Origin of the sequence: Marisediminitalea aggregata (genome assembly GCF_900129565.1) — a bacterium.
Taxonomy (GTDB): domain Bacteria; phylum Pseudomonadota; class Gammaproteobacteria; order Enterobacterales; family Alteromonadaceae; genus Alteromonas; species Alteromonas aggregata.
In genome coordinates, this window is sequence record NZ_FQWD01000005.1 from 311,527 (window position 1) to 326,138 (window position 14,612).

Annotated in this window: 12 protein-coding genes; 4 read left to right on the forward strand and 8 right to left on the reverse strand. The window is 49.2% G+C overall.

Translation table 11 applies throughout. The features are described from left to right. Positions 1–203: 203 nt before the first annotated feature. Positions 204–2,039, reverse strand: a complete 1,836-nt coding sequence (locus BUB81_RS15605) for a cation:proton antiporter (RefSeq protein WP_073324260.1) — start codon at positions 2,037–2,039, stop codon at positions 204–206. Positions 2,040–2,304: 265 nt separating this feature from the next. Between BUB81_RS15605 and BUB81_RS15610 the strand changes: the two genes are divergently transcribed. Together BUB81_RS15610 and BUB81_RS15615 are read left to right on the forward strand one after the other, a co-directional pair. Continuing rightward, positions 2,305–3,096 carry a vWA domain-containing protein gene (locus BUB81_RS15610; protein WP_084526638.1) on the forward strand — a complete coding sequence of 264 codons (792 nt, stop codon included), beginning with the start codon at positions 2,305–2,307 and terminating at the stop codon, positions 3,094–3,096. 168 nt (positions 3,097–3,264) lie between these two features. Continuing rightward, positions 3,265–4,179, forward strand: coding sequence for a hypothetical protein (locus tag BUB81_RS15615; RefSeq protein WP_139241604.1), 915 nt, complete (start codon positions 3,265–3,267; stop codon positions 4,177–4,179). Positions 4,180–4,208: 29 nt separating this feature from the next. Here the strand turns inward: BUB81_RS15615 and BUB81_RS21980 are convergent, their stop codons facing one another. The 4 genes from BUB81_RS21980 to BUB81_RS15630 form a co-directional block, all read right to left on the reverse strand. After that, entirely contained in the window at positions 4,209–4,439 is a 231-nt protein-coding gene (locus BUB81_RS21980) for a hypothetical protein (protein WP_139241605.1), read from the reverse strand. Positions 4,440–4,524: 85 nt separating this feature from the next. Beyond that, complete coding sequence (locus BUB81_RS15620) at positions 4,525–6,027, reverse strand: S41 family peptidase (protein ID WP_073324263.1); 1,503 nt, start codon at positions 6,025–6,027, stop codon at positions 4,525–4,527. A 182-nt stretch (positions 6,028–6,209) separates the two neighbouring features. After that, on the reverse strand, positions 6,210–6,767 hold the full coding sequence (locus BUB81_RS15625; RefSeq protein WP_217653474.1) for a nucleotidyltransferase family protein: 558 nt from the start codon (positions 6,765–6,767) through the stop codon (positions 6,210–6,212). A gap of 8 nt (positions 6,768–6,775) precedes the next feature. After that, positions 6,776–7,615, reverse strand: a complete 840-nt coding sequence (locus BUB81_RS15630) for a class II glutamine amidotransferase (RefSeq protein WP_073324264.1) — start codon at positions 7,613–7,615, stop codon at positions 6,776–6,778. Between the two features lie 86 nt (positions 7,616–7,701). Here BUB81_RS15630 and BUB81_RS15635 point away from each other — a divergent pair, with 86 nt between their 5' ends. Beyond that, positions 7,702–8,040 (forward strand): hypothetical protein, encoded by a 339-nt coding sequence (locus tag BUB81_RS15635; protein ID WP_073324265.1) that lies wholly within the window; start codon positions 7,702–7,704, stop codon positions 8,038–8,040. Between the two features lie 44 nt (positions 8,041–8,084). On the opposite strand, the gene BUB81_RS15640 is transcribed toward BUB81_RS15635, so the two are convergent. From BUB81_RS15640 to thpR, 3 genes are all read right to left on the reverse strand, one after another. Further along, positions 8,085–10,262, reverse strand: coding sequence for a M3 family metallopeptidase (locus BUB81_RS15640; protein ID WP_073324266.1), 2,178 nt, complete (start codon positions 10,260–10,262; stop codon positions 8,085–8,087). 180 nt (positions 10,263–10,442) lie between these two features. Beyond that, complete coding sequence (gene purU, locus BUB81_RS15645) at positions 10,443–11,297, reverse strand: formyltetrahydrofolate deformylase (protein ID WP_073324267.1); 855 nt, start codon at positions 11,295–11,297, stop codon at positions 10,443–10,445. 69 nt (positions 11,298–11,366) lie between these two features. Next, the gene (gene thpR / locus BUB81_RS15650; protein ID WP_073324268.1) at positions 11,367–11,972 is read right to left on the reverse strand and encodes an RNA 2',3'-cyclic phosphodiesterase; all 606 of its coding nucleotides are present in this window, start codon (positions 11,970–11,972) and stop codon (positions 11,367–11,369) included. Positions 11,973–12,141: 169 nt separating this feature from the next. On the opposite strand from thpR, the gene hrpB reads away from it, so the two are divergent. After that, the gene (gene hrpB / locus BUB81_RS15655; protein WP_073324269.1) at positions 12,142–14,610 is read left to right on the forward strand and encodes an ATP-dependent helicase HrpB; all 2,469 of its coding nucleotides are present in this window, start codon (positions 12,142–12,144) and stop codon (positions 14,608–14,610) included. The last annotated feature ends 2 nt before the right edge of the window (positions 14,611–14,612 follow it).

Consider the following 14,612-nt stretch of genomic DNA (forward strand, 5'->3'; position numbering starts at 1 on the left):
TGTTTAATATCTTGCTTGTTTGTGCAAGATTTTGAATTTTAATAACTTAATTATTTTTGGCATATTGGCGCGTGCATTGCTATTAATAGTCGACGTTGTAATTGAGTAAAGCAAAAACACTAACGGTTGCACCTAACGCACCACTTAATTGCTCGTTTTTTCCAGGGAGAGGCACCCTGTCTTCAGACAGGGTGCTATTCTGACTACTTTTCTTCACTAGCCGCTGCGGCTACGGCCACTTCTTCCTTCGGCAATGCTTCAGCTTCCACTAAACTAATTAGCTTCCACCCGGCTTTTGGAATCATTTCGTCCGAACTTAGCATTACGTGTAACCGCTTATTTTCATCAATGGCAATCAGCGGCGTCGCTTTGTCGGCATAGGTGCGCAAATAATCCTGATAAGTAAATTCTGGCGTTATCGACGTGGTTTTAATTCTGCCACCGCGACTCACTGTGCTTGCCAGATAACCGTAAGTTACACCTTCCCCGAACAGTGAGAGCTTCTTAGCATAGTCTTCTGACACCTGATGACTTGGACGCGTACTCGCTTGATTGGTGGTTAGCCCCCATACCTTGTCCTTACCCATCGAATATTCAAAGTGATAGGCAATCATTGGGTTGAGCTGTTTATAAGGCGATAAGATCAGTACGGTACCAATGCTGTTTAAATCCAGATGCAGTGCCGCATGCTCAGACATAGGATTACCGAAATAAACGGGAATATCCTGCATGCGAGCTTCCCGAATGGCGTCCCAGTTAGTGTCGGCAACCCGCACTGAGACCTTGTGCTTGATTAACTCTTTAGCCAGTAACCGGCTAAATTGGCTGGCACCAAACAACAGGAAGCCGTTAGGCACGGGGGCGCGCACTCCCAGTAGTCTTGCTACAGGTTTGGCGGTTAGCCCCTGCAGTACAACCGTGGTAATGATGACCAGAAATACAAGAGGAACAATCACTTCAACGCCGGCATAGCCGAGGGCTTCCAGTTTTAGTGAGAATAAAGCAGAAACGGCAGCGGCGACAATCCCACGAGGTGCCACCCAGCTCAATAGAGCCAGTTCGCGCCAATTAAGTCCTGTACCAAAGGAGGAAATGAATACTGACAGAGGACGAGCCACAAAGATAATCGATATCAATACGATGGCGGCTGCCCAGCCAACTTCTGCTACTGCACCGAGATCCAGGCGGGTTGCCAGCAGAATAAATAAGCCGGAAATCAACAGGACGCTCAGGGTTTCCTTGAATTCCAGGATATCGTCAACATCGACATCACGCATATTGGCCAGCATGATGCCAGCGATAGTAACGGTTAACAGGCCGGATTCGTGTGCAAAAAAATTAGACCCTGCAAAAGCACCCAAAATAATAGTCAGCACCGCGGTGTTGCGCAGGTAGTGTGGCACCCAGTGATTGCGCAATGTCACTCCCAGAAAGTAACCCACTGTCAGTCCGCTGAGCAATCCAATGCCAATGGTTTTACTGAATGCATATAGCGTGTGCGACATGGCGCCCTGAGAGGAGATGATATATTCATAAACAATCACGGCGAGTAATGCGCCAATCGGGTCGATAACAATCCCCTCCCAGCGCAGTATGTTGCCGAGGTTCGTTTGAGGTCTCACCGTGCGCAGCATGGGAACAATGACCGTTGGGCCGGTAACTGTCACGATGGCCCCAAATAAAAATGACAGCTGCCAGGTCACCTCCAAAGCGTAATGGGCAACAACGGTGGCTATCACCCAGGTAACCAGCACACCCACAGAACACAGGTTACGTACCATTTTGCCGTGTCCGGCAATGTCCTGGTATTTCAGTGTCAACGCCCCTTCAAACAGAATAATGGCAACAGACAGCGACACGACAGGAAACAACAGGTCGCCAAACAGCTGGTCGGCATTGAGCACGCCAAAAACGGGCCCAACCAGTATACCTATTACCAAAAGTGGCAGAATGGCTGGCAACCGGATGCGGTAGGCCAGATACTGGCAACCGATTGATAACAGTCCAACAGTGACCAAAGCTAAAGTGGGATCTGACACAGAATTTTCCTTTATTGTTATGACAGTGACATCACTGCAGTTCAGGTAACACTGAATTACCTGCCTTACGTTACAGACTTTCTATTATAAACGTCCTCACCATACCTAACAGGGCCAGTTGGTACTAGTGTCGAACATTTTTACATATTTGTGGCGATAAATTATACGGACAAAGCTAAGCTGATGATCTTTTGTTGTTTTTTTTAATGGAATAAATATTGCATTTTTCTTTGTTTAACAAAGTATTATCGCGGTGGATGTAAAGATGTTCAAAATTAATAACCGACGTTTCAAAGCGATACTTTGCATGCTTGTGGTTATTGTGGCAGGGATGTCAATACCGGCGCAGGCTGGCATTGTAAAGACTGATATTGTCATGATCGTGGATGAAAGTGGCTCTATGAGCAACGTTCATTCAAACCTGGGAAACAGCATTGGCTTGTTTGCCAGTATTTTACAGGCGGGCGGATTAGACGCGCAATTCGCGTTAATCGGCTATGGTTTTGCTGGCGATAACATTCGACTGCTTACCGATTTTGTTGATGCAACTACGTTTGCGGGCTTTACCGGCGATTTGTATTCGATTGGTTCGAATGAGCCAGCTTACGACGCAACGGCTTATGCGTTGGATGGGCTGACGGCCGAGAGTGCCGGACTAAGTTATCGTGCTGATGCCGTTAAAAACCTGATCCTGTTTGCTGATGAAGCCAGTAACAGTGATACAGAATACGATGCCAACTCGTTGGATGGCTTATTGCAACAAAGCTCAGCGTTATTCAACGTGGTATTGGGTGGAACCTTCAGCGATTTGTTAACGCTGGCGGCTAACAATGGCGGCCATGGCTTCGATCTGAATGAACTGAATACGTCAGACACGAATGCACTCACCACCTTTGTCACCAATTTTGCTCAGGTAAAATTGCAGGAAACGCTGGATTACTGTGTAGCGAATCCGAACGATCCTGCCTGTGTGGGCGGCGGTACCGACCCTGTGCCTGCACCATGGGGCCTTGGCTTTATGGTAATGGCATTGGCAATTATGCGAGTGCGCAAATAAACGTTTTCGGCAAAATTCAGCCGTTTTGCCGACACTAAAAATGTAGATTATTAACCGGTTCGAAGTTGTAACACGGACTCAATTAACCGTTACCAGCGTAATACAGTGGAATGTTAAACGTCGAATTAATGCGAAAAAACCGTTTGCAGTGTTGGGTGGCAAGCCGCTATGCTTGACCGCCATCACATCCTTACCCGCACGGAGATATCCAGGTTGTCGCGTCGTATGTCGCGCTCTTTTGCGCTGTTCGTTTTATTATTTCCTATGGCTTGCAGTACCACTACCACTGCAAATTCCGGTCAACTCACCGTTATCGCTGAACATGGCCTAATGGCGGAACTGGGTGAAACATCCGGTCTGATCTGCAGTGCCGATGCCCAGTACACCATTGCCGATTCGGGCAACAGTCCCACTTTGTATCGCATTGACGACGAAGGTGTGATCATTGAAGGCGTTGATGTCGCTAAGAAGAACAATGACTGGGAATCGGTGACGGCCGATGACAAATTCTTTTACATTGGCGATTTCGGTAACAACGCGGGTAAACGCAGAAAGTTGGTTATTCACAAAGTGAGTCGGGATGATTTATCCAGTGAGGCCCGTCTAACTTTCACATATGATAATTATGAGCCGAAGAAGAACGAGTTGTATGCGCATGACTTTGATGCTGAGGCCATGGTCGCTCGTCACGATAAGCTGGTACTGTTTTCAAAAAGTTGGCTCACTAAAACCCTGCGGGTGTACCACCTGAATAAAAAAGACGAAGAGCAGCATATTTCGCCGGTAACCACCATTGAGGGGCTTCCGGGTGTTGTCACCGGCGCAGATTGGGACAGATTCCACAACCGCTATGTTGTTGTTGGCTACAGTAGCAACGCCTTTGGTATCGTCGACCCCTTTGTCGCCTTCCTGTCAGAAGATTACACTCTAATGAACAGTTTCACTCTTGCAGGATATGGGCAGGTTGAAGGCTTGTGCGTGAAGAACAAGGATGAGATTTGGCTGACGCAGGAAAACTCACCGTTCAGTATTGCTAAGCTAATTAAGATCCGCCTTGCCACGCTGGAAGAAGACGAAGACTAATTCAATCTCGTTAAATAGCGCGTTATACGCTATTTAACGATTCGACGTAATTTTAGCAGACCGCGCTGCCATAGCGTTAACTGCTCGGAAATGTGCGGTTGGTTAAACACCGAGCCCAGGCGTGTTGTATCCCGTTGTTCCAGCTCGTTCAAAAACCGCTGTTCCCACTGCGCATTCAATGGCGAACGCTGACGTTTTAGTGGGTGAGGTTGTGGCGGTCGTAACTCATCTTTCGCCCTTTCAATACTCCAATATTCCAATGAGTACTATGCGCACTACAGCTCAATAAAGTGTGACACTAGCTTAGCAGGCAGGTCCACAAAGAACCTGCCTGCTTTTCTGCATCTACATCAGCGTGGTTAATGCGGCCTCTATGCCCGAGTCCTGACCACTTTCACGATCATTCTTCGAAAAGTTCGGCACTTCAATATCAACCGGAATGCCTGAGCCTTCATACCACACATCATCGGCAGATAAATACACTTCATTGGAAAGCCCTAAAGCATGTCCACCGGGTAACACCCATTCCAGTACATCCGAGAAAATGCCCTGAGTGGCAGTACCGATTACGGTAACCTGGTCGTTTGGAAGCATGGCCAGGGTAAATGCTTCGGCTGCTGAAGCCGTTTCGGCGCTCACTAGCAATACCAGAGGCTTATTGGTATAGCTGACCATAGATGTAGGCTGAATAATCGCTTCCCGTGTGTCGGTTACACCGTTACCGTTGCGCGCATATTTTTTGTAGCCCACATAGTCGGTAGCAGCGAAACGGCCAGCAATAGCAAGGCTGATATAGTCATTGCCTCCACCGTTGCCACGAATATCGATAATCAGGCCCTGAGTGTCGCTTAAATCTGTTAGCACTTGATCTAAGGTGTTATTCAGATTTTCCAGCGCTGACGTGGTGTGCGCCAGGTCATCTTCGTCATCAGAAACTGAGCTGTAATTGGTCATTGAATCAATCCGGACATAGCCGATGTTATCAATGCCGAACCAGGTGATTTGTTCGCTGTCGTCTTGTTTTACCTCAGTGGTGGCATAATCCAAAACAATAGCTTGTTCGATGTTTAGATTGTTCTCGATGTAGGCTTCTATTGCAGCAATCTGGCTTGCGGAAAGCTCGTTTGCCTGCAAAGGGTAGCTGAGGCTATTGTCCATTGCATACTCTTCAATCAAGTCCATTGTATGGGTTTGCTTACCAAGGACTTTAATGAGTGTACCGTCGGCAGCGGTCATTGAATTATGCCCATCCTGCAGGACGACGTACGACGAATAAATGGCTTCGTACAACGTGTTAATATCATTGGTTACCGGCAAGCTCAGGTTGTAAGTAAGTTGCGGCCAGTCGACGTCCATTCGGTCAAAATCAACGTAGTATTCCTGCATGATTTGACTGTACAGTGCAAAGAGATCCTGATTGCTCAGCGATGATGACTCGGTCAGCACACCGCTCTGACATGACGCAGGAATAGCGCTCTCTTTACTCAGTTCCCGAGCGGGTGCGCCAAAGGTGTCGGTGCCATAGCCCGCAATCCAGCGCAATGCAGTTTCATCTTCATTCAGCGACACACTGCGGTTCAGTTCTGCCGTTGTAATGCCGTCGAAACTGGCCTGCAACACACAGTAGTCACTGGAGTACTTGTAATAGTTAACACTGTTGTGGGTGACTTCCAGCACATCGGCGTAGCCACTGGCTACCCAAACACCCTGGTAAGCGGCTGAAATGGTTGAGCCAGATGGGTTTCCACCATTATTCTGATTCGCTTGTTCTTTGCTGTTATTGCTGCCACAAGCGGTTAATAGTAATGCGCTAAACACTGCGCACGTTATAGAAATATTGCCTCGCATAATAGACCTCCGTGTTTGAGCCTATGAATAAGTGGGTTGTAAGCGTTATCCTGAAGCACAAAGGCACAGCTTCTTCGTTTTCGCCTTAACAGGAATGCGAGCAGTGTGAGGGCAGAAGGGTGAAACCAGGGTAAAAAATCCAGGGGGTTAACCGAGCGCGAGATGTGGCTCGATGAAAAAGGCTAACGCATTGTTATTTGCAGCTTCGGCCAGCGAGACAGCCACTGCTTTTGTTCGACGCGGTGTAAAAAAGTGCGCTGATCACGTGCCGGGTTCCAGGAGAGTCTGCCATTGAACAGGGATTCAAACCCAAATCCGGAAACAAACGTCAAACTACCCTGGTGTAACTGTACGGCAACTGCCGTTTCCTTTTCTGGCCAATGCTGCATGGCATCGACAATGCCTTCATAGGGAGCATCGCCATTTCGTTTGTGCATGACGGCCTGATTCTTAACTTGCCAACGAACGTTGGGTAACTGGGTGGCCAGTTGAGCCTGATAGTCACTAGCGGCATGCGGGCATGGGTCTGTGTTGTCGAAGTAAATCACATCGACATCGTTAAGTGGGGTAGGAGGATGAATGGCGTGTAATGCATCCCATACCAAATTCCGCAAAAAGCCAGCGGCAATAAAAGCGCTGCCGACCGACAACGCCGCAACGGCTTTTAAAATTTGCATGCGTGTTGGATCAGCAAGCAGTAGCTGAGCCAAACGCGCTTCAAAACCATCTTCCGGCTCCACCGGCGCGGTTACTCGCAGTCTCTGGGCATATTGGCAGGACTGACCATATCGGTTTCGGTTTTATGCACAGGTACATCCACTTTGCCGCACGCTATTACTTCGCCTTGTTGCCATAGCTTCCACTCACCCCGCTCGTAAATGTCCCATTGTTCGTCGTGTGTCAGCGGTTCTGTTGCGATAATACTGACGACATCGTTGGGTGTGGTTTCGGCCGCAAAGTCAATTTCGACCTCAACATCTTTTAAGCAGGCCGGGCCAAAAGGAGCACGGCGGGTGATACTGGCCATCTTGGTGCTGCAAAAGCTAAACAGCCAGTCCCCATTGCTGAGCAAACAGTTAAATACACCTTGTTGTGCATATTCCTGAGCAAGTGTAACCAAAGCGTCGGCTAACTGTTGAGGCATGGCATCGCGCGGCAGGCTTTGGCGAATCTGATTCATCAGATCGCAGAACAACTCTTCGCTATCGGTATCGCCTACGGCCTCATAGGTGCCTACCCGACGGGTAAAGCCCGGAATCTGACCGTTGTGCGCGAACACCCAGTACCGGCCCCAGAGTTCCCGGGTAAAAGGGTGCGTGTTCGATAAGTTGATATTGCCCACATTTGCCTGGCGAATATGACAAACTGCGGTTTTACTTTTGATCGGAAGTTTACTGACGAACTCGGCAATTTTCGATGTTGCGCAGGGTTCAGGATCGTGGAATAAGCGAACGCCTTTACCCTCGTAAAACGCTACGCCCCAGCCGTCTTTGTGCGGCCCGGTTTCGCCACCGCGACGCGTGAGGCCGGTAAAACTGAAGCATAAATCGGTTGGCGTATTAGCGCTCATGCCTAAAAGCTCGCACATGGTACTTCTCTCTTACCCTGAACTGATTTGTTTTTGAAAATTGAATCCGTATGATTATACCTCAATAAGGACGCAGGAAGTATGAAATGGATATTTTACCGCTTGGTGTTATTTGTTTTGCTATCAGCGCAGTGTCGTGGTGGCTGAGTTATAAAAACGTATTCGACCGACCTCACGAATGTGTGCAGGACGAAGGTGACACAATACGCCTACGCTGTTCGCCCTATGAACGCTATTGGAAAAGAGGCGGTAAAACGTTCCCAAAATCATCGATAGCGAAGATTCAAAAGGCCGGCTCTCTCACGGTGTTTAACCATTCCGATAACGCTACGGATATCTGGCTACATGACCGCGATGTCGATGCTGTCTTCGAGCAGCTATGTGCATTGCTACCCGATGCAGACGTTGTGGAAATACAGGTGTAATAAGCACAAAAAAGCCCTCATCAGAGGGCTTTTGCATTTTGGGTTTATTTGTCAGACTTTACCGGGAAGCCCCTGTCGCGCATGAGCGCTTCCACGTTAGCATCGCGACCGCGGAATTTACGGTACGCTTCAGCCGGGTCCATGGCGTTGCGGATTGAGAACAAGTATTTCACCAGGCGGTCAGACACTTCTTCATCGTAATAACCGCCAGGCGCTTCTTCAAACGCTTCGGCCGCATCTGCAGTTAGAACTTCAGCCCACATATAACCGTAGTAGCCAGACGAATAACCTTCACCCGAGAAAATATGACCAAACTGCGTAGTGCGGTGGCGCATCACGATTTCTTCCGGCATACCAATGGCTTTCAATTGCTCGCGTTCGAAACTGTCCGGGTCAATCTTAGCTGGATCGGTTGTATGGTATAGCAAGTCCATAATAGCCGAAGCCATGTACTCGGTGGTTTTGAAGCCTTCATTGAAGGTGGCTGCGTTGTTGATTTTTTCAATCAGGCTGTCTGGAATGGGCTCGCCTGTTTTGTAATGCACCAGGTATTGATCAACGACTTCGTCGGTGGTTAACCAGCGCTCAAGCAGCTGTGACTGGAATTCCGTGTAGTCACGCACACCAGAGTGAGACGTTGGGTACTTCACGGTTGCCGATAAGAAGTGCAAGGCGTGGCCAAACTCGTGGAAGTAGGTTTCAGCATCGTCCCATGAAATTAACGTTGGCTCGCCTTCCGGCCCTTTCACGAAGTTTGAGTTGTTAGAAGACAATACGGTTTTAGCACCGTCATACGTGGTATGGCTTCGATAGGTCGTCGCCCATGCGCCAGAGCGTTTGCCTTTACGGGCGAAGGGATCCAGGTACCACAATCCAATTAACTTGCCAGAGTCTTTGTCGGTGACTTCCCATACTTTTACGTCCGGGTGGAACACCGGCACAGAGCCTTCTGGCACAGGTTTAAAGTCAAAATTGAACAAGCGGCCGGCTACGTAGAACATCGCCTCGCGAAGTTTATCCAACTGCAGATATTGTTTTACTTCGTTGGAGTCCAGGTCGTACTTGGCTTTACGCACTTTCTCGGCGTAATAGCGATAGTCCCAGGGCTTAATGGTAATGTCGTCACCCAGCTCGTCGGCAATAGCCTGCATATCGGCAACTTCTTCTTCAACGCGGGCAATGGCGGCTGGCCATACCTTCATCATCAGGTCCATGGCATTTTCAGGCGTTTTCGCCATGCGGTCTTCCAAACGCCATTGGGCATAGTTTTCGTAGCCCAGTAATTTAATGCGTTCGTGACGCAGTTCCAGAATGCGTTTAACCAGCGCATTATTGTCGAACTCATCGCCGTTATCACCACGGCTATAGTAGGTTGTCCAAACCTTTTCGCGTAAATCGCGGTGAGTTGAATAGGTCAGAAAGGGATCCATGGAAGAACGGGTATTGGTAATGGCGTATTGCCCTTCTTTTCCGCGTTCAGTTGCTGCCGCTGCGGCTGCTTTTACAAAGGACTCTGGTAAACCGTCCAGTTGGTCTTCGGTTATGTAGGTAACGTAGTTTTCTTCGTCAGCCAGCACATTGTTGGAGAATTTGGTGTGCAAGCTGGCTAATTCTTTATTAATTGCCGCGTATCTGGCTTTTGCTTCGCCTTCAAGCGTCGCGCCGTTCCGGGCAAAGCCATTGTAGATCAACCAGGTAATGCGTTGCTCTTCGTCGGTTAAGGTCGCCAACTCATCACTTTCGTAAACGGCTTTAATGCGGTTGAATAGCTTCTCGTTCTGATTGATCTTAGAGCGGTAATCAGACAGCTTCGGCGATAACTCACGCTGAATCTCACGAAACTCCGGGCTGGACTTGTTTGAGCTCCAGATGCCGTAGTAGGTGTATACATTGCTAATTGCGCTGCCGGCTCTTTCCATTGCGACAATGGTATTTTCAAACGTCGGTGCTTCAGGATTGTTAGCAATGGCATCAATTTCTGCCAGGTGCTCAGCCATAGCAGCTTCCATGGCAGGCATAACATCACTGAGGTCCATTTTGTCAAACGCCGGTACGCCGCCATAAGGGCCTTTGTAGTCCTGAAGCAATACGTTATCTGCTACTGTCGTTTCAGCCTGGGCAGGTGCGGCGCTGTTGGTTGATTGCGTTTCAGGTGCTTGTGAACATCCGGCCAGTGCCATGACAATCGCAGCAGCCGTTAGGGTATGGGTGAGTTTTATCATAGGATTTACTTCAACTTCTCTGTCGTTCTTATTTCTTCAACAGGAGTCCAGCTTTGGGACCCTGCGTGCATCAACTTATCAGTGTATGTGCAGGTAACAGATTGTGAAAGGTATTTTAACGCGATGATTTGCACCAGACCGCTTTTACAATGAGTCTGGCGCAAAGGTTGATATGCGTGGCTACGCGAAAACGACGGTTTTATTGTGGTGAATAATAACGCGGTCCTCAAGGTGATAGCGGACGCCATGGGCCAGCGCGTTTACTTCGCAGTCTTTCCCTTTGCGTACCATGTCAGTCGCAGAATCACTGTGGCTGATGCGCTTGACGCTTTGTTCAATGATCGGACCTTCATCCAAATCACTGGTAACGTAGTGACAGGTTGCGCCAATCAGTTTTACGCCGCGTTCATAAGCCTGCTGGTAGGGTTTTGCACCAGCAAATGACGGCAGGAAGCTATGGTGAATATTGATCACTTTACCTGCCAGCTTCTTACAAAGGCTGTCTGGCAAAATTTGCATAAAGCGGGCGAGCACCGTCAGATCAATCTTGTATTCATCCAACAGTACTTCGATTTGTTTGAACGCAGCCTCTTTACCTAGGGTCTTAAAGTCTACCCAGTGGAATGGGACTTTATACCAGTCTGCAAACTGCTTTAATTGCGGGTGGTTACCAATAATACAAGGAATATCGCAATGCAGCTCGCCTGTGTGCCAGCGATGTAAAATATCAACTAAACAATGTGATTCCAGGCTCGCCAGTAACGCTACGCGCTGCTTTTTGCTGGAGTCGGTTAGTTTCCATTCCATTTGGAAGTGATTCGCCAATGGCGTGAATTCTTCAATAAAACGGTCGTAAGACAGATTGATTGAGTCTGTGCTGATTTCGTGGCGCATAAAAAAGCGACCGGTTTGCAGATCAGTATGATGGCTGGCTTCAAGGATAGAAGCATTGTGATCGGCAAGAAACTGAGAAACGCCAGCCACCAGGCCAACCTGGTCCGGGCAATCGATGATGAGTCTAAAGGTGTGATGCATGGTTATATATGGTGATAAATAGTGCTCCCTTTTTACCGAGCGACAGGCGTGCTGTAAAGAGGAAATGCCCTAAAAATGACCTCTTTGTAGCTTTTCCCTTACAGAATGGCTGCTTCTGAATGGCCAGGATTGTTTCACCGGGTAGCGAACGCCACTGGGTGTCGACACCGATTCAAATAAATGGAATTGACTAAACTGACAGGTTAGCTGCGGTGCGAACAGCGGTGGCGGATAATCCTCTTTGGTATTACGGATAAGCGTAACGTGAGGCCGGTATTCTCTTCGCTCAACGTCTATTCCTGCCTGCCTGGCAGCGCTATTTACACTTGCTGCCAGTGACATCAGCGAGGCGGGCGGCGCTGTTGGTGCCGCCAACAGTATCTTCGGGCCTTGCCAAAACGCGGTCATATCCAGCGTTACCTCGAATGGCGTTGCCGTGACGTCGTCGAGGTTGGCAATGACCGTTTCGTGCTGGCGGTCATTAATGTTGCCTAAGAAACACAGCGTAATGTGAAAGTTTGCGGCTGGGACGGGCTTTGGCTGGCGTACCGGCACTTTGGGTTGATTTGCGGTTCTGGCATTGGATGAGGGCAGACCCGGCAGGCTTTTCTCACGCCAGTTTTCCAACGCGAGTTTGTCCTGTGCCGATAAATCCAATCCGATAAAGCTTCGCATAACGTGACGACCTGCAGTATTGAGTCATGGTTAAGGGTGAACTGTGCAAGGGCACAATGCTACTATACCTGCTTATTCAAGTATAAGCCCGGTGTGTTACTTTGCTCTGTGGGGCAGCCAACAACGCACCTGTATTAGTAGACTCTGATGTTGTGAGACCCGTTCCGGTATGACGCTTCCTGTAGAATCTTTGCTGGCGCCGCTGTGTGATGCGCTGAATACACATGATGTTTTATTGAGTGCACCGCCGGGTGCGGGTAAATCAACGGCAATCCCATTAGCGTTGTTAGTCCGGAGCAACCAACGTATTGTTATGCTGCAGCCCAGGCGTGTCGTGGTTAAACAACTCGCCGCCTTTTTGGCTGAGCAGTTGGGTGAAACTGTGGGGCAAACCGTGGGGTATCGCATAAAAGGCGAGCAAGCGGTCAGTCAGAACACCCGGTTGGAAATTATCACAGAAGGTATTCTAAGTCGTCGCATCCAGCAGGATCCGGAGCTCGACGGCGTCGATATCATCCTATTCGATGAGTTTCACGAGCGGAATCTGCATAGTGATTTTGGTTTGGCATTGGCCATTGAGGTTAAGCAGGCGTTGCGTGACGATCTTCGGTTACTGGTCATGTCGGCTACACTCGATGTCTCTCCTATACAGGCGTTGCTTCCCGAGGCCGAAGTGCTGCACAGCGATGGGCGTCAGTTTCCCGTTGAGGTCAATTATCTGGGCGAATGTCAACATCATGAGTTGGTAAATAGTCTGGCAAAACACGTACGCCTAACAGCAGAACGTGAATCAGGCGATATATTGGTTTTTCTGCCGACGGTGAAGCATATCTTACAGCTTCAACAGCAGTTAAATGCCTCTTTACCAGACAATGTGGACGTTATGCTGCTGTACGGGAATCTACCGCTGGCTGAGCAACAGCGCGCACTCAGACCCTTGAAGCAAGGAAGAAGAAAGATCATTCTTGCAACCAATATAGCGGAAACCAGTTTAACTATTGAAGGGATCAGTGTGGTCATCGACAGTGGTCGTGAATTGGTTGCCGAATACCACCCGAAGAGTCAGATGACAGAGCTTTCGCTGCAAATGATTTCTCAGGCTTCTGCCGAGCAGCGAAAAGGCCGGGCAGGTCGTCTCGCAGCAGGTAAGTGTTATCGACTATGGAGCGAAGACGTGCAGGGGCGCCTGCGTAAGTATAGTCAGCCTGATATCCACACCCAGGACATCACTGGATTAGTGTTGCAATCTGCAGCGTGGGGGACGCCGGTTAGTGAATTGGCCTTGCTGGATATGCCGTCGGCAGCACAGCTTCAATCGGCCGTTCACACTTTGGTGCAACTTGGTGCCTTCTCAAAACAGGGCGATATTACATCGTTAGGACGTCAGGCTGCGCAACTTCCCGTGCAACCCCGCACAGCCAGCATGCTACTGAAGGTGAAAGCCCTGACGGATGAAACCGGCGACAGTGATTGGCTGGTGGCTGGTGGGGTAATAGCAGCGCTCAGTGAAGACCCGCCCAAGTATTCAGGGTGGGATGTACATCTTTGCCTCAAGCAGTTGCAAGGTCAGGCGAGACAAAGGGTGACAGAACAAGCGCTGCGCTTGGTGAATCTCTTGCGAGGCAAGGTAGACAAGTCATCATTTTTCAAGGTGGATGAGACTAAATTGGCAGTGGCCATTGGGTTACTCAATCCCGATTGGCTAGCGTGTAAGCAATCCAATGGCACCTTTAAACTGGCCCAGGGTGTAGGTGCTGAGCTCTCAGCGGACGCCTATTTCAATGGCGACTGGCTGGCAGTTCTGTCGGGACAACGTCGGGGCGCATCCATGCAAATTCGTTTAGCCCAGCCTATCGACATTGCGGTATTAAAAACGCATTTCGCAAATGGATTTAGTGAAAAAGAAGCCCTTTTTTACGATGCAACTGCCGATTCCCTGCGCGCAGAATCTCAGCAGTGCTTTGGTGAAATTGTGCTAAGTCGTCAGCCACTGGCAAAAGCCGGTGTCTCGTCTCGAGGTGATTTCTGGCGGGAATGGTTGTCAGGAAAGCCTCTGAAAGACTGGCCAAATAACGCGGTACTTATGCCAACAATACACCGCTTGTGCATGGCAAGAACGCTTAATCTTGAATACAAGCACTACGGCGAAACACACACCTGGCCGGAACCTACCGTTGGTTGGATACTAGCCTGTGAAGCCGTACACAGTGCATTACAACACTGCCAGTCCGTGGCACAACTGAAACAACTTCCCTGGGACAAACTTCTGTTTCAATCAATGCCCTGGCCATTGCAGGAAGCGCTAAACAGCCAGTTGCCAGACGCAATAACCGTACCCAGCGGAACCCGCCGCGCGCTACGCTACGACAGCCCGACCCGAGTTGTGTTGTCAGTGAAAATGCAGGAAGTATATGGCAGCAGTGAACCGGTATGCATTGCCAACGGGCGTCAGACTGTTACCGTTGAATTACTCTCACCCGCTAACCGGCCCATTCAAACCACTGATGACCTGCCAGGCTTTTGGAAAGGCAGCTATGTCGAGGTGCGCAAGGAAATGAAAGGCCGTTACCCCAAACACATCTGGCCGGAAGATCCGACCACTGCTCAAGCGACGATTCGAACTACAAAGCCTAAGTAACT